At 52.0% G+C, this 20,096-nt stretch carries 16 protein-coding genes; 9 read left to right on the top strand and 7 right to left on the bottom strand.

Annotated elements, in window-relative coordinates:
- Positions 1 to 8: 8 nt before the first annotated feature.
- From AC6CHM_RS17910 to AC6CHM_RS17890, 5 genes are read left to right on the top strand one after another with little or no spacing between them, the layout of a single operon-like run.
- Positions 9 to 278, top strand: a complete 270-nt coding sequence (locus AC6CHM_RS17910; protein ID WP_307275613.1) for an acyl carrier protein — start codon at positions 9 to 11, stop codon at positions 276 to 278.
- 21 nt (positions 279 to 299) lie between these two features.
- A complete protein-coding gene (locus tag AC6CHM_RS17905) occupies positions 300 to 1,835 on the top strand; it encodes a class I adenylate-forming enzyme family protein (RefSeq protein WP_498173919.1) in 1,536 nt (511 codons plus the stop codon).
- Position 1,836: 1 nt separating this feature from the next.
- Positions 1,837 to 2,847, top strand: a complete 1,011-nt coding sequence (gene nadE / locus AC6CHM_RS17900; RefSeq protein ID WP_498173918.1) for an NAD(+) synthase — start codon at positions 1,837 to 1,839, stop codon at positions 2,845 to 2,847.
- A gap of 16 nt (positions 2,848 to 2,863) precedes the next feature.
- Entirely contained in the window at positions 2,864 to 3,904 is a 1,041-nt protein-coding gene (locus tag AC6CHM_RS17895) for a glycosyl hydrolase (protein WP_498173917.1), read from the top strand.
- Between the two features lie 22 nt (positions 3,905 to 3,926).
- The gene (locus AC6CHM_RS17890) at positions 3,927 to 5,381 is read left to right on the top strand and encodes an O-antigen ligase family protein (RefSeq protein ID WP_498173916.1); all 1,455 of its coding nucleotides are present in this window, start codon (positions 3,927 to 3,929) and stop codon (positions 5,379 to 5,381) included.
- Here AC6CHM_RS17890 and AC6CHM_RS17885 read toward each other — a convergent pair whose 3' ends face one another.
- From AC6CHM_RS17885 to AC6CHM_RS17870, 4 genes are all read right to left on the bottom strand, one after another.
- Positions 5,382 to 6,719 carry an HlyD family type I secretion periplasmic adaptor subunit gene (locus AC6CHM_RS17885; protein ID WP_115053347.1) on the bottom strand — a complete coding sequence of 446 codons (1,338 nt, stop codon included), beginning with the start codon at positions 6,717 to 6,719 and terminating at the stop codon, positions 5,382 to 5,384.
- Positions 6,716 to 8,869, bottom strand: coding sequence for a type I secretion system permease/ATPase (locus AC6CHM_RS17880; RefSeq protein WP_336442135.1), 2,154 nt, complete (start codon positions 8,867 to 8,869; stop codon positions 6,716 to 6,718). The genes AC6CHM_RS17885 and AC6CHM_RS17880 overlap by 4 nt, the downstream gene beginning before the upstream one ends.
- 33 nt (positions 8,870 to 8,902) lie before the next feature.
- Entirely contained in the window at positions 8,903 to 10,894 is a 1,992-nt protein-coding gene (locus tag AC6CHM_RS17875) for a hypothetical protein (protein ID WP_498173915.1), read from the bottom strand.
- A 107-nt stretch (positions 10,895 to 11,001) separates the two neighbouring features.
- Entirely contained in the window at positions 11,002 to 11,910 is a 909-nt protein-coding gene (locus AC6CHM_RS17870) for a hypothetical protein (protein WP_307275637.1), read from the bottom strand.
- A 640-nt stretch (positions 11,911 to 12,550) separates the two neighbouring features.
- Between AC6CHM_RS17870 and AC6CHM_RS17865 the strand changes: the two genes are divergently transcribed.
- Together AC6CHM_RS17865 and AC6CHM_RS17860 are read left to right on the top strand one after the other, a co-directional pair.
- A complete protein-coding gene (locus tag AC6CHM_RS17865) occupies positions 12,551 to 13,366 on the top strand; it encodes a response regulator transcription factor (RefSeq protein WP_498173914.1) in 816 nt (271 codons plus the stop codon).
- Positions 13,367 to 13,371: 5 nt separating this feature from the next.
- Positions 13,372 to 13,854 carry a hypothetical protein gene (locus AC6CHM_RS17860; RefSeq protein WP_115053341.1) on the top strand — a complete coding sequence of 161 codons (483 nt, stop codon included), beginning with the start codon at positions 13,372 to 13,374 and terminating at the stop codon, positions 13,852 to 13,854.
- 34 nt (positions 13,855 to 13,888) lie between these two features.
- Here AC6CHM_RS17860 and AC6CHM_RS17855 read toward each other — a convergent pair whose 3' ends face one another.
- Genes AC6CHM_RS17855 through AC6CHM_RS17845 form a run of 3 tightly spaced genes read right to left on the bottom strand, consistent with a single transcriptional unit; the run spans position 13,889 to position 17,164 of the window.
- The gene (locus tag AC6CHM_RS17855; RefSeq protein WP_498173913.1) at positions 13,889 to 14,989 is read right to left on the bottom strand and encodes a hypothetical protein; all 1,101 of its coding nucleotides are present in this window, start codon (positions 14,987 to 14,989) and stop codon (positions 13,889 to 13,891) included.
- Between the two features lie 19 nt (positions 14,990 to 15,008).
- Positions 15,009 to 15,701 carry a N5-glutamine methyltransferase family protein gene (locus tag AC6CHM_RS17850; RefSeq protein WP_498173912.1) on the bottom strand — a complete coding sequence of 231 codons (693 nt, stop codon included), beginning with the start codon at positions 15,699 to 15,701 and terminating at the stop codon, positions 15,009 to 15,011.
- Entirely contained in the window at positions 15,701 to 17,164 is a 1,464-nt protein-coding gene (locus AC6CHM_RS17845) for an oligosaccharide flippase family protein (protein WP_115053339.1), read from the bottom strand. Before AC6CHM_RS17845 ends, AC6CHM_RS17850 begins: the two co-directional genes overlap by 1 nt.
- 291 nt (positions 17,165 to 17,455) lie before the next feature.
- Between AC6CHM_RS17845 and AC6CHM_RS17840 the strand changes: the two genes are divergently transcribed.
- Positions 17,456 to 19,021 (top strand): glucosamine inositolphosphorylceramide transferase family protein, encoded by a 1,566-nt coding sequence (locus AC6CHM_RS17840; protein ID WP_162802519.1) that lies wholly within the window; start codon positions 17,456 to 17,458, stop codon positions 19,019 to 19,021.
- A gap of 383 nt (positions 19,022 to 19,404) precedes the next feature.
- On the top strand, positions 19,405 to 20,082 hold the full coding sequence (locus tag AC6CHM_RS17835) for a sugar transferase (RefSeq protein WP_307275650.1): 678 nt from the start codon (positions 19,405 to 19,407) through the stop codon (positions 20,080 to 20,082).
- Positions 20,083 to 20,096: the final 14 nt, after the last annotated feature.

Genomic DNA, 20,096 nt, shown 5'->3' with positions numbered 1-20,096 from the left:
GAAGAAAAATGACATCGGGATTCGCAACACAGATCAGAGCCTTCATTGTCGAAAATTATCTCTTCGGCGACACAAGCCATCCACTTGATGACAAAACATCGCTCATTGAAACCGATATTATCGATTCAACCGGTGTCCTCGAACTGGTGACATATCTGGAAGACACGTTTCAGATCAGTGTGCATGACTCGGAAATTGTCCCGGCAAACCTCGATTCAATCGCCAGCATAGCCAGCTACGTAGCAAGCAAGACTATTCTTCAACGGTCGGTTGCTTAAGCAAACGAGGAGCAGCCAATCATGCGGATCGAGGACATTCTTCGTCAAACGGCGAAAAGATTGGACAACAAGACTGTTCTCATCGCAGGCGACAAGCGACTGAGTTATGCTGAACTTGACGACCTGTCGGATCGCCTGGCGGCTTCGCTCTGGTCGCAGGGCGTGATGCGTGGTGATCGTGTTCTGGTATTTATGAGCAATTGCTGGGAAGCAACGATTGCCATCTATGCGATCCTGAAGGCTGGCGCTGTTTTCAGTCCGATTAACGCCTCCACAAAAGCGGACAAGCTGGCTTACATTATCGAAAACTGTCGCGCCAGAATGGTCATTGCACAGGAAAAACTGGCACCCATTGCTGTTGAAGCGATCGGGTCAAATACGGGCTGCGAGCTGATCGTGGCCAGCCGCGGCGAAGAAGCTGCTCAACCGGGAAGACATTCCTTCACGCAGATGTTGCAAGTGGCCCGGCATCCGGTTCTTCATGGCGGCATTGATGTCGACCTGGCGATGCTGATCTATACGTCCGGATCGACGGGACGTCCCAAGGGCGTGATGATGAATCATCGCAATATCGAAGCGGCGGCCACCTCGATCACGACCTATGTGCAAAACAGCGAAGACGACATAATTCTCAATGTATTGCCCCTCGCTTTCGACTACGGGCTTTATCAGCTGTTCATGACAATACGCAGTGGAGCCACGCTCGTGCTGGAAGCGTCCTTTGGCTTTCCGCAGGCAATTTTTGATGTCATGCGGCGTGAACATGTAACTGGCTTTCCATTGGTGCCAACCATGGCAGCGCTGATCCTGCAGATGCGGGACATAGAGCCCGGATTTCTGCCGGATCTGCGCTATATCACCAACACCGCCGCTGCCCTGCCGCCCGCGCATATTGCGCGTTTGCGCGAACTCTTCCCGGGCGCACGACTGTACTCCATGTATGGCCTCACGGAATGCAAGCGCTGTACCTATCTTCCACCGGAACAGCTGGACCAACGACCCGGCTCCGTGGGTATTGCAATTCCTAACACTGAAGCATTTATCGTCGACGACAGCGGCACGATCGTTGAACCGGGCGTTGTGGGCGAGCTTGTCATTCGCGGTCCTCACGTCATGCAAGGCTACTGGGAAAATGCGGAAGCAACCGCCCGCATGCTGCGGCCCGGCCCCAATCCGTGGGAAAAAGTGCTTTATACTGGCGATCTCTTTTCGAAGGATCGCGACGGCTATCTCTACTTTGTCGGCCGTAAGGACGACATCATCAAGACGCGGGGCGAAAAAGTTGCTCCCAAAGAAGTCGAAGCCGTGCTGCACTCTTGCCCCGGCATTGCCGAGGCCGTTGTGATTGGCGTGGATGACCCTGTTTTGGGACAGGCCATACGGGCAATCGTCGTCCTGAGCGACCCGGCTCTGACCGATCGCGAAATCATCCGTTTTTGCGCAAAAAACCTTGAAGATTTCATGGTTCCGAAATCCGTTGAGTTTCGTCCGAGTCTTCCCAAAACGGACACTGGCAAGGTGAGCCGTAGATTGGCCGCCGAGCCTCAGGAGAGCTGACATGAACAATATAAACCCTGAAATCAGTGCTGTTTCACCCATATCGCTGACCATTGATCCTGCGGCTGAGACAGAGCGGATCGTTGCCACCATGCGCGATCAGCTCCGCCACACGTTGCGCCGCCGCGGATTTGTTCTAGGTCTGTCAGGAGGTGTGGATTCCAGTGTATGCGCTGCGCTTGCCGCAAGAGCCGTTGGCGCACAAAATGTCCTATGCATTTTCATGCCTGAAAATGACTCCGATCCTGAAAGTCTGACGCTGGGCCGATTGGTGGCGGAAACATTTGGTCTGGCTAGCATCGTTGAGGATATCGGCCCATCGCTTGAAGCAATGGGTTGCTACGAACGGCGCGACGCTTTCATCACGCAAATCGAGCCGGAATTTGGCCCCGGATGGGCGTCGAAGATCGTCATTGCCAATGCATTGGCGAATGAAGGCTATAATATTTCCTCACTTGTGTTGCGGCGCCCGGACGGCACAACCGAAAAGCTGCGCATGCCAAGCTCCGTCTATCTTGGGATTGTCGCGGCAACCAATATGAAACAGCGGACCCGCAAACAGATCGAATATTACCATGCGGATCGCATGAACTATGCCGTCATCGGCACGCCAAACCTGTTGGAATATGATCAAGGTTTCTTTGTTAAAAATGGCGATGGTGCTGCTGATCTAAAGCCGATCGCCCATCTCTACAAGTCACAGGTTTACCAGCTGGCAGCCTATCTCGGCGTTCCGGAGGAGATCACGTCGCGGCCGCCAACGACGGATACCTACCAATTGGCGCAGACCCAGGAAGAATTCTATTTTGCATTACCTTATCACCAGATGGACCAGTGCCTTTACGGTTTGAATGAATCATTGCCCGCTGCGGTCATCGCCGCATCCGCCCATCTGAGCGAGGATCAAGTACTTCGCGTCTGGCGTGATATTCGCGCAAAACGCAAAGCGACACGCTATCTGCACCTCGGACCGCAACTCGTGATGCCCATAGCAGAACTCCAAGGCGGCTAGCCCGGAAAGGACCATCATGATGCAGAAAATTTTTCTCGCAATGGTGGTTGTTGTGTCGGCATTTTTTGCCTGGACGGCACTGGTCACAAGAGCAGATGAGCAAGCCTTCATCTGGGGTGTGAACGGTCATCCGCTTGCGTCTTATCATGGCGTTACATTGGAGGAACAGGTGGCATCACTTGTGAACTTGGGGGCGCGCTCCTATCGCGTCGATGTCCAAAGCACCGAACAGCTTCCGAAGTTGAAAGCCTTGGTTGATCTCGCTGAAGCGAACAATGTGGAGATCCTTCCTGTATTCACCCCCAAGATAGATTTGAATGCTGCAACAATCGAAGAAATCCATTCAACCTCCAAAACACTTGCTTATGAAACGGCGACCATGCTGGGGGCAAAGATCAAAGTATGGGAACTGGGCAATGAACTTGAAAATTTCGCAATCATCCAGCCTTGCGAAATGCGAGATGACGGCACGCAATATCCTTGCAACTGGGGACCTGCGGGAGGACTCTACCCGCTCGATTATTACGGGCCACGCTGGGAAAAAGTCGCCGCCGTCATGCATGGCCTTGACGCTGGCATGAAGCAGGCTGGTGGAAAATATCGTACCGCCATGGGCACCGCCGGTTGGGGCCATATCGGCGCCTTTCAACGTATGAAGCAGAGCGGAATCAACTGGGATATCTCGGTCTGGCATCTTTATGGTCAAGATCCGGAATGGGCATTCAAGGCATTGGCCGAATATGGGAAGCCTATCTGGGTAACAGAGTTCAATCATCCCAAAGGCAGCATTGAAAGCGAGGCTGCCCAGGCCGCTGGTTTGAAGACGATGATGGAAATGCTCCAGCGCCTCCGTAAGCTCTACCCGATTGAAGCGGCTCATGTTTATGAATTGATGGACGAAACATACTGGGCGCCGGACTTTGAAGCCTATATGGGCCTTGTTCGTCTGGACGGCGACGAAAAGAATGGCTGGCGCGCCGGAGAGCCGAAAGCCGCCTTTAAAGTCGTTCAAGATATTATCGGGCAGGACCGACTAACAGGAACCCAGAGCCAGTGACCGTGGCGGGCGAAGGATAAGCATGGCAACCAATTTTTTCGGTGTTTGCGTCATTCTGTTTGGCGTTCTGGTACAGTTCATGCACCATCGCTATGCCTTGTACGGCATGGTTATTCTTACATTGTTTGGTGCGGCCGCTGCCGTGACGCTGCCTGCATTAGGCGGAGCTTCCATTCTAGTCGCCAATGCCTTCATGGTATTCTTCGCTTTGCGGATCACGCGCGTCACCGGGTTAAATCCGGCAATCAGCAGCCTGCTTTATCCCAGCACCGGCTTCTGGCTTCTACTGCTGATCATCTATGGCCTTATCGCCACGCTGTTTTTTCCAAGACTGATGGCGGGAATTACCGAAACGATGGTGGTGCAAAGATTGCCCGCTGGCCTTAGCCGGATTGCGCTCAACCCGCTCAGCTTTTCCAGTACCCACATCACGCAAACTGTCTATGCGCTGGGCGGCATTGCATGTTTTGCAGCCTCGTTTGCCTATTTCCGTACGCGCGATGCTTACCAGCATTTTCTCACGGCATTCTTTATACTCTGCGGCTTGAATGTGTTGTTTGCCATGGCGGATCTCATCACATTTGCCACTGGACCAATCGATTTCCTCAATTTCATCCATACGGCCAATTACTCATTGATGACCAATGTCGAGATGGGTGGATTAAAGCGCATCTCGGCCAGCTTTCCGGAATCATCCAGTTTTGCTAGCTTCACGCTCATTCTGTTTGCCATATCTGCAAGTCTTTATCTCGATCATGTCCGGCCGTTTGCATCCGGCTTATATGCCGTGGCATTTCTGATTTTGCTCGCTCTTTCAACATCGGGCACTGCTTATGTCGGACTGATCTTTGTTCTTTTCATGCTCACGCTCCAATCGGTTCTCCCCACATTATGGGGCGGGAAGATGCGCAAGCCTCTGCTATTATATGCGGGCGGCTTGAGCGCCCTCGCCGTAATCCTGCTTGTGGCCGTATTGTCCCCCACCCTCGTTGAAGCCATAGGCTCATTTCTGGATGAGAGTCTTCTTGGCAAACTGGATAGCGCTTCAGGCAGAGAGCGTGGCCACTGGAATGAGGTGGCCTGGTCAAACTTCATCGACAGTTATGGTTTGGGCGTCGGGGTCGGTGGAGCGCGAGCTTCCAGCTATCTGTTTGTACTGCTTTCCAATGTCGGTTTGCCTGGGTTTTTGTGTTTCGCAGTGTTCACTCTTTCGACGTTATTTCGCCGGTCGGTCTTCCGCAATGGCACCGTCGAACGCCACGTCGTGCGGGCCATACGCTCGGGTCTCGGGGCAAGCTTGATCGCCGCTTTTCTGGTAAGCACCGTCTATGATCTGGGAATGCTCTTTTATGTGCTTTCAGGCGCGGCAGCCGTTGCCGTCTTTCCGGTGGCAAAACGGCGGGTGCAAACAAATGTCGATAAGGAAGTCACGCGATCGGAGTCGCAACGTGCCAAGCAAATGATCCCCAGCTCCTGATCAGGATTCCCTGAAAGCCCGCGACATACTATCGATAACCGGCTTGGCCAGATATTCAAAGAATGTGCGCTCATGAGTTTGAATGAGAATATCTGCCGGCATGCCCGGCGTCGGGGTAAATCCATGGATACGCTTTAATTCATCAGCAGGTATGCTAACCCTGGCTATATAGATGTCCTGCTTCTGGCCGGGCGTGGTGTCGGCCATAGAATCCGCAGATACATAATCCACTCGCCCATTGATAATAGGTGTCGTGCGCTGATTGAGGCCACTGAGGCGAATATGAGCCTCCTGTCCCTCTTTCACTTCATCGATCTGCATGCGCGGTATCTGCGCCTCGATGATGAGCGGAACACCCGTTGGCAGTATTTCGACGATAGGCTTGCCGCTTTCAATAACGCCGCCCGCCGTATGGTAATATAGCCGGATAATCGTTCCTGAAACCGGTGCCTTGATCAGGGTCCGGTTAAGAACGCTTTCGGCCTGGCGGGTCTGTTCGCGAACTGTGTCAAGCTCGGCCTCCGCGCTTTGAATTTCATCCAGAGCTGCCTGTTTCTCAGTGTCTTTGGTCTGGATGATTTCTTTCTGGAATTTCTCGATCTGGGCGTTCACTTCCATGATTTCCGCGTTCAGACGAGCAATATTGCCTTCGCCATCGGCAACAGCCCGCTCAAGCACACTGACCTCGGACCGCGCCATCAAACCTTTCTTGAAAAGGGAGTATTTTGATACATACTCGGTTTTCAGCAGGCTTACCTGAGTCTGTGTCGCCTCGATTTGAGCCGTCCGGCCGATACGCCTGAACTCAAGAGCGGAAATATTGCGCTCCATCATCTGTAATTCATTGGCATATTTGGCATGGGCCGCATCGAAATTATCGCTTTGGCTTTCGTTTACGGCCCGTATTTCCGGGTTGCCCATATTATCGAGAATGATCTTGGGCGGTTGATACCTTTCGGCGCCTTTGACGACGGCATGCAGCCGCGCCAGGATAGCTTCCAGGCGGGCCTGGCGTAAAAACAGCTGCTGGGAGTTGGTCTTGGCAGAGGTCTCGTCAAGGCGGACAAGGTCATCGTTTTCGTGGACGTGATCTCCTTCACGCACCAAAAGTTCCTTGATTATGCCGCCTTCCAAATGCTGTACGATCTTGTTTTTTCCCGTCGCAACGAAACTGCCGGGCGCGATGACGGCGGCGGCCAAGGGTGCTGTTGCAGCCCATGTTCCAAAGCCACCAAAGCAAACGAAAACCAGGGCAATTCCAAACTTGCTATATGGTTTGATCGATCGCGGAACACCGTCATACCATTCGAGACTGTTCATAATATTGGCGGTCGTCATGTCATTGCTCCCACTTTTATTTCCCCGGCCTGAATTGTCTGAACAGGTCCTTTGGGTTTGCTCTTTTTGGAGAGTGCTTCCATCACGGTTTCCCGCGTACCGAACATTGTAACAGTGCCATTATTCAGAACCATGATCTTATCGACACAGCTCAAGAGCGCGGGACGCTGCGTAATGGTGACCACGGTTATTTTATGTTTTTTTGCGTGAAACAAAGCCTTGGTCAGTGCGACGTCACCCTGCTGATCCAAATTGGAATTTGGTTCATCGAGTACCACAAGCTTGGGATTGCCGAAGAATGCGCGTGCCAGAGCAATGCGCTGTTTTTGGCCTCCCGAAAGAGGTGCGCCATCCGCCGCAACAACGGTCTCATAGCCTTGTGGAAAGGTCGCGATGAGTTCATGCACATCCGCCAGCACGGCCGCGTCGAAAATGGCCTGGTCACTGACATCTTCGCGCATTCGAGCGATATTTGCCTTGATGGTGCCCGGGAAAAGCTGAACATCTTGCGGCAAATAACCGATATTCTCGCCGAATTGACGCTGATCCCAATTGCGCAGATCCATAAGGTCCAGACGAACGCTCCCCGAAGTCGGCAGGATCGACCCAACGAGCATCTTGCCCAGTGTCGTTTTTCCAGCGCCCGAATTGCCAATGACAGCCATGGATTCGCCGGGCAACAATGTGAAAGAAATCCCGTTCAGGATAACTTTCTTGTTGGGCGGCGGAACATAGAGAATTCGCTCCACATCAAGCCGGCCTTGCGGGTCCGGCAATCGCAAACGTTCCAGATTCAGCGGCGAGTTCTGGAGAAGGTTTCGGATGCGGCCAAAGGCCGAGCGGAATTGGATGAAGCTGTTCCAGCCTTCGATCGCTCCTTCGATGGGTGCCAGAGCGCGTCCGGCAATGATCGAGGCGGCAATCGCCATGCCGCCAGTCAATTGTCCGTCAATGGCCAAATGTGCTCCCCATCCCAACATGGCAACCTGTGTCAGCAATCGGGAACATTTGGAAATCGTTGCGAAAATGATGTTCCGGTCCTGCGCGCGAACCTGCGATTTCAAGGAACCCGCCATATCGCGGCCCCATATGCGCACGGCCTCCGGGATCATTGCGAGGGCATTAATGATTTGCGAGTTGCGCGACATGGAGTCGAGATGAAGCATTGCCCGGCTTTGGAAGCTTGTCGCCTCAGCGAACGAGGCTGCAGTAGCGCGCTGATTGATGAAGGCAATGACGATCAGCAGCAGGGAGGAGACAATAACGATATAGCCGAGATGCGGATGTATCAGGAATACAGCAAGCAGGAATATAGGGGAAATGGGTGCATCGAAGAATGACAGCAAAGTACCCGACGTCAGAAATGACCGCAATTGCTGGAGATCACCAAGCACTTGATAATCCTTGCCATTTCCATGCAGGGATGCGCGCGCGGCGGCGCTCAAGATGGGCGCTCCAAGCTGCACGGCAACTTCGACCGCTGTGCGCATAAGAATGAACCGCCGGATAGCATCAAGAACGACCTGCACAAGCACGGCACCGATGATCACCACCGTAAGCATGACAAGCGTGTCGGTTGAGCGGCTGGTAAGAACCCGGTCTGATATCTGGAACAGATAGATTGGAATAGCCAGGACAAGCACATTCAGGAAGACCGTGAATCCCATGGCGATGATCAGGTTTCGGCGAACGGCATTTACACCGTTCTTGAAACTATCGGCAAAACTCGCCGCCGCTACGCGCTTGTGAAAAGTTCCGCCATTGCCAGCTGCATTATTATTGCTGGGGGCATTACCGCCGGGGCCGACTTCTTTCCGCGCCGGGACGCCGCGATCCCCCTCTATGACCTTACCGAGGCCAGGATCGAGTATGACGGGCTTGGGGCTGGTGTCATTGCGGCTGGATGGTTCAGTTGGCTTTCCCAGATCGGGTTTAGGCGTCGTTTTTTCGCCAAGGCCGATACTTGCCGGCGGTTGGGTCTCCCGCACCCCCCTATCAGTAAAGATCCTCGCTACAGCAACTTGTGAAATGGACTTCTCCATTTCCGCAAGCAATGCATCAAACTCGATTCGATCCTGCTCGCGTGCAGTCATCGCTTGCCGTGACTGTTGCGAGATAACCCGCAAGTCAGTCTGTTCATCATATTTCATTATCCCGCGTCCCCCCACGCATTCTTTTTGTTTTTAGGCGAGAGCTGTTTGCATCACATCCACCGAATGAGTCGTATCCGGCAGATGAATTGGTGTATGATCGGCATCCGGTGACGGCGATGCATCGTCATCCAGAAAAGCGATAATTTCGTTGGCAAGTGGCTGGCCTTGACCGCTTCCATGCCCAGGTTGCTGGGCAATGATCTCTGCTTGAATCAGGATCGAGTCCGAGTACACGCCACCACCCGCATAAGAGGTTCCATTGCCATGTCCGCCATCGACAATCGTCGCGACATTGATCAATGCATTTGAGCCTGTGCTTATGTCCCAAACCGTATCATGGGAAGTGGCGCGCAATGCGTCTTCGTAACGAGCCACAAAATCGGAATCGCCGAGAATATTGGTCTGACTGATATAGTTGAGGTCGTAAACATTGCCTGAGATGTACAACATCTTGAGACCGGCCATGCCTTGGAGTGCAGCATCGGAACGAAAACCATCCGGCATTTTATAGTTGCCGTCAGCCAGGCCACTCATCGCTTCCTTGTAATGATCTGGAAGTCCAGTGGCCCAGTTCGTTGTACCTGCGCTTTGAATGCTTGCCGAGTTCCACAAAAGATTGTCACTGGTTGATAATGTTCCACCATAGGCACCGGTCCCGTTTCCGGTTGTCATTGTGTCATCGTCAAAAAGAACATTCGTCTGAAAGATCAGATTGCCGCTGTAAAGATGCCCGCCAATGATGACCAGATCATATGAATTACACAGATTGGCGAATGATGCAGTGTTCAGCATCCCATTGGAGCCGGTCGTAATCGTCGTGTAAGAACCTGTCGACGAGAGTACATGCGCGTCATTGTCTGAGAGGAAGTTATATTGTGATATCCAGTTCATCTGCATAAGGTCGCCATTCATAACGGTGACCTGCCAGTTATGCGGAAAAACAGGAGCCTCGCCTGTTGCGGCTGGAACCTGCACATGCCCGGTGGAAGAGATAAAATCTGCGATGTTCATCGCGTTGGTGGATGGCCCGCACGACTGCTGTTGGCCAACAAATCCATTGCTGAAGCCGTCTATGTCACTATAGGCATTTGTTTGAACGATGGCATTGATGTTGTAGTAATTGCCGGCAACGGCAAAATGAGCGCCCGATGTTCCGGTATTGGTGAGGGCGATTTCGTTGACCAGAATGTTGGAGCCCGCCTCTAGTGAAACCGTGCCCTCTATGTCTTTCCCATTGATAACCAGTGCCTGATGGCCTGTGGCAGACGCTGGCGTATTGGGAGTAGCCAATTGCGCGGGCTTGTAATCATCCAGAACCGGGGCCTCCGAGACCGTGGTCCCGTTGACGTAAATTCCAGCGGTTGGAGATGCGACCACGGTAATACCCGATATGCCGGTTAGCAGCCCTTCCGCAACATCCATGCTGTCGCTCTGGTCGCTGAAAAACTGCGCCATGCCCGACGCGGTATCCGGCAAATCGTGGGAGAATGCGTTTGAAACAAGCAAGGCGCTAACCGACAATGTTGCCAAATCGGCATTGTCGCCCCAGTGCAAGTTTGCTGGAGAGTGATTGCCCGTAATGACAATGTCATTGTCTTCCATGTGGCTGGTCTGCTGAAGCACCATTGATGTTTCAGGAACCTCTGGCCCGATGAATGGCCCTTGTTCGAGTGATTGACCATTGCCATTGCCGGAAGAATGTATTGGAACCGCCGTATGATAGAGATTGTGCCCATATAATTGCACATCAATCGGATCGATACTCACCCCAGGCAAAACATCATTGCTGCTCGCTGTCCAAGGCATCGGTAGATAGTTTCCATCGGGAACAAATGTACCAGGTGCCAATTGCATCTGCGGATCTGTCTGTATCGCCAATATTTCACCGTGCGATTGCGGAACATCCGGCGCGTCTTTGAATTCACGATATTCGAGGCGCATTTTTACCGCTTCAACCGACGTGCTGAAGTATCCCATGAAGTGTGCAATGGATTCTGAAATATGATCGCCAAATCCGAGCATTTTTGATGGCTCCCGCCAATTATGCTGTCCGTATTTTCATCCGGTAATTGGCCTGCGCACATTGTGCGCAGACCATTTTCCGAGCGGCAAATTGCCAGCTAACTGAATCAAACCGCGTCGGTGTCGCCGTTCGATGTATGCGTGTACGAACCGTTGATAACGGTCGCTTCGAAGGCATTCTGCTGCAGGTTTGCACCAAGTACAATTTCCTGGGTGAACGCCGTGGATGTAAGATTGGCTGCTGCGCTCGCCGCACTTGAACCCGATACGTCGTCGCTTGCACCAATATCGCCGGAACCACCCGAACCGCCATGGCCACCGCCGAAGAAGCTGTGGTCCATGCCGCCCCAGCCACCATCATCGGTACCAATGCCATCACCTGCGCTTGCAGTACCGCCGGTCGCGGTCAAGGTGACAATGCCACTGTTGGTCTGGGTTACACCGGAGAGGGTGTCATTATCGACAAGATCAACAACTTGACTGAGCGCAAATCCCGTATCGCTGCCGCCGCCGCTAAATGCGCCATTGAGAACGTTAGAGAAGTTCACATCATTACCGGGATCAAAGTTGATGTTGCCGGATTCGGTGAGGAAGATGTTGTCAAAACTATTGTGATGCAAATCGAGATCGGCAAAGTCGTCATCAGTCGGCAGATAGCCGTCTAAATCGACACCAACATTTACTTTTACATCCGTGTGCGACGAATTACTGTTGGAGTTGCTGTTGGCATTGGAATTATCGCTGGAGCTCTCGTTGAAATTGCCGTTCAGATTGAGATTTTCCGAAACAGATGACTGCTCCTGACCTTGTCCTTGATCCTGCCCCTGTCCCTGCCCTTGACCCTGGCCTTGTCCCTGATCCTGGCCTTGGCCCTGATCTTGCCCCTGGCCCTGACCTTGTCCCTGCCCTTGCATCTGAAGAGCCAAGGCGGCAGCGAATGCTGAAGCATCAGCACTTGCCGACGCTGACGGGTCTATACCGGGATTCTGGTGATGATTGTTGTTGCGATTATTCATATTATTTCCTCCGGAATATCTGCGGAGAAGACAAAACCTCTATGCTCTTTAACGAGGCTACGATGTCCACGCTGGCAGATGTTAAGTTGTTACAGCAAAAGTATCCCCAAGCTCGCGATAGAATATCGCAGGCTATTCAACTCAGAATACTGGCACACTGGTTTTATTTTCTTGGTTTCACTTACGCTACGCTGGAAACTCAAGACCTCACAACCGTATGACGCAAACGGGCAGACCGGAAGATAGCACTTATATTTAGCTCATTGGTGAACCGCGAAACGGGCGGCGTAACCTTATGAATCCCGCCGTTTTAGGCCGTTGATGGATTTGCAGTACAATAGATCAGTTGAACCAGCAGATAAGTTCTAAACAATATTATCGAATTCATATGCCTCAAACGGGGCCCAGGTGCTGCTTTATACCTGCGCGAATCAAGTGACGTGCAGACGAAACACCTTTTCAATTCACGTCACGACCGCGTCACGCGACGTTTATTAATCCTTGGTTAATCAGAGCAAGTAGCGGGGGCTACAGGCATCCTGATTAACGATCTTAAACAAAACTATTCAGATAAAATCCAACAATCGAAAAGAAACCTCGGAAGAAATACTTTTCCGACTAAAGGGCGCAGGGGACTATCATGAGTGGAACAATACCACGCAAACTTTCGGATCACATCAAGACTGATCCAGGGAATGGGCGATTTAAAAGTTCGATATTTATCTATGCTGAAGCGGGCGTCGTCTTTCAGGGACTGGTGCAGTCGTTGGAACGCAATTTCACCGATATAGACATTCATCTGTGCAGCTCATTTACCGAGGCCGAAGCTTATGATGACGATATTCAGCTCGTCCTCATCCACGCCGGCTTTGTTTCCAGCTTCAGTGAATCGGCATTGCGGTGCAGGAAGCGCTTTCCCAACGCCTCCATTACCATGATGGTTGACGATAATGTATCGGGACTGGATGAACTCGACAGCCTGTTCGACGGCAAGGTTATCCAAGGCTTGTTACCTTTCAATTTAAAGCTGGATATATGGCTTGCGGTCATCTGGCTGCTGCTGAATGGTGGTGAATATTATCCGCCTCACATCAGTCGCTCTTCGGATAGAGCACGGGATGACAATAGCGCACGCTCAATGGGCACTTCTCATCAGCAATCCGACGGCGTAATCCGGCCGATCAAGACATTGACCATCCGTGAACAGCAAATTTTGGAGCTGTTGTCGGAAGGTCTGCAAAACAAGATCATTGCCGACCGCCTGACGCTGTCAGAACATACTGTTAAGGTCCATGTGCATAATCTCATCCGCAAATTGCGTGTGCATAACCGTACGCAGGCCGCTGCCGTATATCGCAATACGAGGGATCAAGAGGCCTTTCAGCCCCCTTTTAGGGGGTACAAGGCGCCGATGAGCCACTATGCAGCTTCGCCAGAAATGGCTCGGGTTATGTAGTATCAATGTCGCGGCTCGACGACATTCTCATGCTGGTGGGCAAATTGAACTATACTTGGACAAACACGGAGAGTTTGTTCATTTACCTGATTGCCCACCTGCTGGATACGAACAAGGAAGCGGCAACTGTCATTTTCTTGACGCTGAATACGACACGAGCGCGCATTGATCTCATCGAGCGCCTTGCAAAAATACATTCTACAACGCCGGAAACCAAGGCAGCAGTCCTTAAGATCACAGCCCGAATGACGCGTGAGCAACGCCTGCGCAACAAGTACAACCACTGCATATATTCGTTCGATGAATCAGGCCGAACCGCATCAACTCAGCTGATGCGGATTGTCGATATGGACGAGAACCTGAAATATGGAAAAGTTGAAGCACTCGATGACGAAGAGATGTTGCGAATACAGGCAACAATTGATTCAATAATCGACGTCAACAAATCCATATGGGGTTTCATGAAGGTCAATAATATAAATATTTGACATCACTTCGGTGGAAATTCTCTCCGCTCGATTCTCAAACAAACTCGTCGCCATTCAGTCGATTCCAGCCTTCGCCCGCAAGGCCGTTGAAAAATGCATTCCCCTTTGAAAAAGCTTCCAGGACGCGCGGGTCGCCAGTATGCACCACGGTGGATGAACGCTGAAAAAACAGGCCGCGGCGTATCATCATCGCTTCCAGCAATTGCGGTTGTGAACGAGCCCGTACAGCAACGGCACCTATGGAATTGGCATAGTAAAGGAGGCTATCCAATACGGTGCTTTCCTGCCCTTTCGCGGCAATGATTTGAAGGACACGGACAGTCTCCCCGCGATCGCCGTGAAACAGATAAGCACCCAAAGGCTTGCCTGTCCGGCTCTTCACCACTCTGCTGTGCATGGTGCCGTAGGTTGATTTCGTGCTGGCCGTCGCCAGAACATCGCTCAAGGTCGACAGATCCCAATCCGGGCGTAATTCGTAGTCTTTCAGCCAGGACGCAATGAGCGGGGGCAACATATCCAGCTCAATGCTGCAATCATTCACGCCTTGGGGTTTCTCCGGTATGGAGGTTTTCATAATTGCATGAGCGAAGAGATCGAATGGCCCCGATAGCAGCTTGCCGTGCCGCAAGAACTTGAAACGACGCGACGCCGCTTCAGCAGCAAAGGCAGTGGGACGAAGAATGCGCAGCCATTCCAGGCTATATCCGGGCAAAACCCTGCCACGCAGCTTGCTCCACATAATTCGCGATGTTTCGTTGGCTGTTTCGCTTAATGAAAGGTCTTGGGGTCCGGTGAGAAAAGCGCGAAGCAACCGTGCTCCGGCAAGCGGATCCTCAATATGATCCTCGACCATCAAGGGGCCGCAAATTGCCGCCTGCAGGGGAGCGTTTCCAAAAGCCATTTTCAATGGAAGCGCGCCAATGAACCCCGTCAGCACGCCATCGCCCCGGATATGGACTTGTGAGATGATCCCCGTGCTGTTTCCGGGATCGAGATAAAGCTCCGATAGATAGTCCGCTAATGATGCTGGAATTTTTGTGTTGGCTGGCTTGAACATTCGCCAAAACATCGCCGCTACCGCAGGGATATCCTGGGGCGCCAAGTTCCGAACCTCGCTGAATGCGACGCCGTCCATAGAAGGCTCCTACCGACTGCTATTTTTTTCTGGCAATCGCCACCCGGGCGATCCCTAATTCATTGTCGACAAACGATATCTCTTCATAAGCGCCCGAGCGCGATAACAAATGAGCGACCTGATGATGTTGCCCTTCTCCGAACTCGAAAGCCAAAGAGCCCCCGGGTCTCAACATATCGGCAGAGTCGCGTACCAGCCTTTGAAGGATAGAGATGCCGAAAGGTCCACCGTCAAAGGCCTCGCGTGGCTCCTCCTCCAAGAGATGCGCAAGTGTTTCGTGTAGTCGCTTTGCAGAAATGTAGGGAGGATTACACACAACCAGATCCACTTTTCCGGCTGGAGATTTATCGCCAAATGCTGCAAACAAGTCGCCCTGATAGACTTCAACACGATCCGATAGGCCCAACCGTTGTGTATTGTGCCGGGCAGCATTGACGGTCTCGTCGGTTAGGTCCGCACTCATGACTTTTGCTGATGTAACTGCACTGGCGATAGCAAGCCCAAGATTGCCCGAGCCACAGCACATATCGATAACCAGCGGCGAGGTGCTGTTTGCCACAATGCCGATTGCCGTGCGGCCCAGGAGTTCGGTCTCTTCCCGGGGGATCAGAACGCCGCCAGCAATTTCGAGTTCTATGCCAAGAAAGCTATGACGGCTCATTTCCGGGCGAGTGGCCGGCATATTATCCGTGTCTTTCGTCATCGGCTGCATCAGTAACTCTCCTCGACTTCAGACGTTGGGTTTGGTGGCACTTTCACCTTTTTCCAGGTAAAAGTGTTGCTCACTTTGAAAAAGGAAATGTAGAGCACGACGAGTACGCAAACATAGACCAAAGCCCCCGTCAGAATTTTTAGTCCGAGGTCTAGTGCGGGCGATAGAGAGAGTTGCGATACCCAGATTATGCACGCGACCATCGCGATCAGGCTCGGCACGATGATAATGCTGCTGGCCCCGACACGCTTCCAGCTAACGCCGCCGTAATGGCTTTGCAGCCATATCGTTACGCCTGCCGTGATCGCGGCTGCCATTACCTGGCCGATAGCGACACCCATTATACCGAAGGGCACGGCTCCAAGCAGGAAGATAACGGCGACGACCATGTTGCATAGCGAGACGAGCGGTAGCCGTCGCACCTGCCCCGTTAGCGACAAAAGCGGCTCGGTTAATACGCCTGGACTATACAGCATGTACATCAGGGCAAGGAGAGCAGTCAGTGGAGCCGCCGGATGCCACTGATCGCCAAGCAGAAGAACGACCAGCGTCTCCGACACAAGCGCAAGGCCAATGAAAATAGGGGCAGCCAGAGCCAGCAGGAAGGGCAAAAGCACGGTCGCTTCCCGCCCCACACCTCGCTTGAGTTCCTGAAGGGTCTGATTTTCCCGGATAGAACGCCTCAGGCTAACCCAGGCTATCAACCGGCTTGGTTCATCCATCATATCGGCGAACGACGATCCCAGACGATCTGCCACCCGGTAGTAACCCACGCTCGCCGTGCCAAAGAATATTCCGATTGCGAAAGTCACCGCATAAGTATGGAAATAGGCGACCATACGGGTCGCCAATATATAGCGGGAGAATGCTGCGAGTTCTTTTACGATGGCCCAGTGAAGCCGCAGACGCGGAACCCACCGCGTTATGAGCATCGCGCTGCAAAGATAGGTGATTTGCATGAAGAGCTTGCCCACGGCCAAGGCAAATATTCCCCATCCTGCAAGCAATCCAGCCAAGGTGATCGCCAGCCCAACGCCTTCGCCGACCATGAGCAGAATCGAGTGCATTTCGGATCTGCTTTGACGAACCAATATGCCAGCATAAACTGCGCTAAAGGTTGCAAATACCACCCAGACTGAAAAGATGACGAGAATTTCAGCCGCCAGCCTCATTTCGAAAAAACGGTCCAGTACGCCGGAAACGGCAAGGCCGATAGCCATCGCCGCCGCACCGCTGGCGAGAGCCATTGTAGCAATCTGATTGAACAGCGAGATATCCTCGCGGCAGCTCATTATAAACTCCCGCGAGCCCGCTTCGGCGACACGGGTCAGCAGTATGGCTATGGCAAGGATCAGGGTATAAACACCAAATTCAGCCGCCGACAGCATTCGCGCTGCCAGAATGAATACCAGCACTTGCGCAAGTTGGGCGCAGATACGCGAAGCCATCGCCATAAACGCCATGACGGCAGCTTTCCTGGGCGTGAGCCTCTCGGCTATTATCTGAGAACCCTGTTTCAGCGTGATGCCTCCGGCACATGCTTTGAACACCAACCTGACTGCTCAAAACGATCGCTTCATCCATACCAGATGGCCCGTTTTGTTTCAGGAATTACCCCTCTAATCAATTGGATTAGGCATTCTGGACGGATGCTCATGAAAGTGGAACATTCAATGCTAAGCCGTGCTCATCCTGAGAAATTCGCGCATTTGAACGCAATCCGAGGATCGATGAGACCAGGTTTAGGGGGCAGAATGTCTACGAGACTTCGTATTGGAATCATCACTGATTCCATGGATCGATTACAGAATTGGGAGATCAAGTTTTTAAAGGGTGTTCTTGATTGTCCTGAGTTCAATTTGAAGGCTGTTATCGAAACTGGTCCAGTGCCGGCGCATGACACGTCGTTTGTTGGAAAATTGATTGATCGGGTAGAGAAGCAGGTATTTGTTAAACAACGGCGCTATCCCGCTCAACCTTTCGGAAATCAGCAATACAAATTACCCGAATCCATACGTGTAGGCCGCGACGGTCTGCTGGGCGTAAATATTGATGTGGCAGTGCGATTGACGGCAAAACCGCTTCCGCAGCAATGTCTCGACCAGATCGAGTTTGGCGAATGGTCTCTCGATTTCGTCGATAAAGTGGCCAGCGGCCATGACTGGACCGGGTTTTGGGAAGTGAAAGATCGCAAGGCACTGACTGTGGTTCAATTGTCAGCTCGCCTTGGCTCGGAGCCTGAGCCGCTCGTCATTTCCAGTGCCGGCTACAACACCAAATATAGCGCGGCGCTCAATGGGGCCTTTATCAAGGAGAAGTCTGTCCTGCTGCTGCTGCGTGAGTTACGCAGATTGGCAGAGACGAGGAAGTTTTCCACAAGCCCCGCCACGCTCTCCGTAGATATGCGAGCCGCACCTCAACTTAGCGATTCTATCCTTTATCTGGGACAGCTTGGCCGTAACATCATTGGAAAACTTGCAGTGCGAGCAAGATCAATTCTTGGGCTCAACTCAAGGAGCTGGGGCGTTTATATGGGGGATGGGAGTATCGAAAACTTTACCCCCGATAAGGCTACCCCTCTAAAGCTCGCCGACAGAATGTGGGCCGCTGATCCCTTCCTGTTTCGATGGCAAAACCAGGACTATGTCTTTTTCGAATGTTTCCCGGATAACAGTATGAACGCCTGGATATCTGTCGCACGGCTGTCCGGATCAGAAGTCGAATTTCTCGGAACTTGCCTGCGTACGAGTTACCATCTTTCCTATCCATTCGTCTTCAATGACGGCCCGGACATTTACATGATTCCGGAAACGCACCAGACAGACCGGGTGGAGATATGGCGCTGCACACAATTTCCCCTGAGATGGGAGCTTCATTCAACAGCGCTTGAAGGCAAAAGCCCTGCCGACACGACTATGTTCAAGGTCAAAGGGCAATGGTGGTTGCTGACCTCCCTTTCGGATCATCACACTTTCATGGATCACTCCAGCGAACTTTATGCATTCGCCGTTGATGGACCTGACCTGAAAAGAGTTGTCCCCCACAAACGCAACCCCGTGATTATTGGGAGTGATATCGCAAGGAATGGGGGCCGCGTTCATATCATAGGTGATCGGGTTTTACGCCCGTCGCAGTGTAACTCTCATGGGATTTACGGCTACGGTTTGAATATTCAGGAAATTACCAGACTCGATTCCGAAGACTATGTCGAAGAAACCATAAAATCCGTTAGACCCGATTTCATGACTGGTATTGTTGGCTGCCACCATCTGGATACGCTCGGAACCCGGTTTGTTATAGATCTGTGCAAAACAAAATAACCTTTGCTTCAAGGTCTGGTGCTACCATCCTCTTGACATTGCAACATATTTCTCGCTGCCCGGTTAGGCCATAACGACGTTTAGCTCTAATTTTAATGATTATTACTAAGGGCATAACATATTTCTTTAAGTACTATTAATTATTGACGCAAAACATTTATACTATAGTTTAATTGTATGCAGGGAATCATAAAACAAATAAAACCATGCAACCAGACATGCAATACTGTGCTCACAGCGTATAGAATGCAAATTTCGTAACTAAAAATACTGCTTTGCTTGGGCGGTTTTTTAGGACGCAATGATTTTGCCGCGATTCAAGAGGATTTCCAGCGCTACGCGTCTGGGCAGCCGAAACTATGGGAATGGTTGGGGTCAGGATTATGTCCTACATAACAGAACCGCTGATAGAACAGCGGACCGAAAAAATGCCGGCAAAGAACCGGATGTCCTACATTGTAATCAAGAGAACTCTTGACGTTATACTGGCCACCGCCGCGCTAATATTTCTCTTTCCGGTCTTAGTCTGCATCATAGGTACTTTGGCAGCAACTGACGGCTTTCCTATCGTATATAGGCAACGCAGAATCGGCCTGAACGGCAAAGAGTTCACTTGTTTCAAGTTCCGCTCCATGGCGAAAGATGCCGATGCGCGTCTGGTTACGCTTCTGGCGCACTGTCCGGAATCCTTGCGTGAATGGACGGAAACACAAAAGCTCAAAACTGATCCGAGAATCCATCGGGTCGGTCGCATTTTGCGGATTTCAAGCTTGGACGAACTTCCCCAACTCATAAATGTACTGCGTGGGGAAATGAGTATTGTCGGGCCACGTCCCATCGTCATGGATGAGATCGGCCGCTACGGCGATTCCTATCGGTATTACATCGCGATGAAGCCGGGCATAACGGGTCTGTGGCAGGTCAGCGGCCGCAGTGATACCGGGTATGATACGCGGGTAAAGCTGGACACAGACTACTTCAAGTCGCGCTCTATCTGGGTAGATCTGAAAATCATGGTCCGCACGGCGTCGGTGGTGCTATTTGCGAAAGGCAGCTGCTGAATATTGAAACTTGC

The sequence above is a fragment of the Phyllobacterium sp. GQ127 genome, assembly GCF_059758635.1.
The sequence above is the reverse complement of the archived record's forward strand: the minus strand, read 5'-3'. Positions and strand labels throughout refer to the sequence as shown.

What these genes read in the sequence shown, in the direction of transcription:
- nadE (WP_498173918.1), top strand. Translation starts at nt 1,837, where the DNA reads ATGAACAATATAAACCCTGAAATCAGTGCTGTTTCACCCATATCGCTG.
- AC6CHM_RS17870 (WP_307275637.1), bottom strand. Translation starts at nt 11,910, where the DNA reads ATGAATAATCGCAACAACAATCATCACCAGAATCCCGGTATAGACCCG.
- AC6CHM_RS17910 (WP_307275613.1), top strand. Translation starts at nt 9, where the DNA reads ATGACATCGGGATTCGCAACACAGATCAGAGCCTTCATTGTCGAAAAT.
- AC6CHM_RS17890 (WP_498173916.1), top strand. Translation starts at nt 3,927, where the DNA reads ATGGCAACCAATTTTTTCGGTGTTTGCGTCATTCTGTTTGGCGTTCTG.
- AC6CHM_RS17880 (WP_336442135.1), bottom strand. Translation starts at nt 8,869, where the DNA reads ATGAAATATGATGAACAGACTGACTTGCGGGTTATCTCGCAACAGTCA.
- AC6CHM_RS17895 (WP_498173917.1), top strand. Translation starts at nt 2,864, where the DNA reads ATGATGCAGAAAATTTTTCTCGCAATGGTGGTTGTTGTGTCGGCATTT.
- AC6CHM_RS17875 (WP_498173915.1), bottom strand. Translation starts at nt 10,894, where the DNA reads ATGCTCGGATTTGGCGATCATATTTCAGAATCCATTGCACACTTCATG.
- AC6CHM_RS17860 (WP_115053341.1), top strand. Translation starts at nt 13,372, where the DNA reads ATGTCGCGGCTCGACGACATTCTCATGCTGGTGGGCAAATTGAACTAT.
- AC6CHM_RS17855 (WP_498173913.1), bottom strand. Translation starts at nt 14,989, where the DNA reads ATGGACGGCGTCGCATTCAGCGAGGTTCGGAACTTGGCGCCCCAGGAT.
- AC6CHM_RS17845 (WP_115053339.1), bottom strand. Translation starts at nt 17,164, where the DNA reads ATGGCGTTTATGGCGATGGCTTCGCGTATCTGCGCCCAACTTGCGCAA.
- AC6CHM_RS17840 (WP_162802519.1), top strand. Translation starts at nt 17,456, where the DNA reads ATGTCTACGAGACTTCGTATTGGAATCATCACTGATTCCATGGATCGA.
- AC6CHM_RS17835 (WP_307275650.1), top strand. Translation starts at nt 19,405, where the DNA reads ATGTCCTACATAACAGAACCGCTGATAGAACAGCGGACCGAAAAAATG.
- AC6CHM_RS17905 (WP_498173919.1), top strand. Translation starts at nt 300, where the DNA reads ATGCGGATCGAGGACATTCTTCGTCAAACGGCGAAAAGATTGGACAAC.
- AC6CHM_RS17850 (WP_498173912.1), bottom strand. Translation starts at nt 15,701, where the DNA reads ATGCAGCCGATGACGAAAGACACGGATAATATGCCGGCCACTCGCCCG.
- AC6CHM_RS17885 (WP_115053347.1), bottom strand. Translation starts at nt 6,719, where the DNA reads ATGACGACCGCCAATATTATGAACAGTCTCGAATGGTATGACGGTGTT.
- AC6CHM_RS17865 (WP_498173914.1), top strand. Translation starts at nt 12,551, where the DNA reads ATGAGTGGAACAATACCACGCAAACTTTCGGATCACATCAAGACTGAT.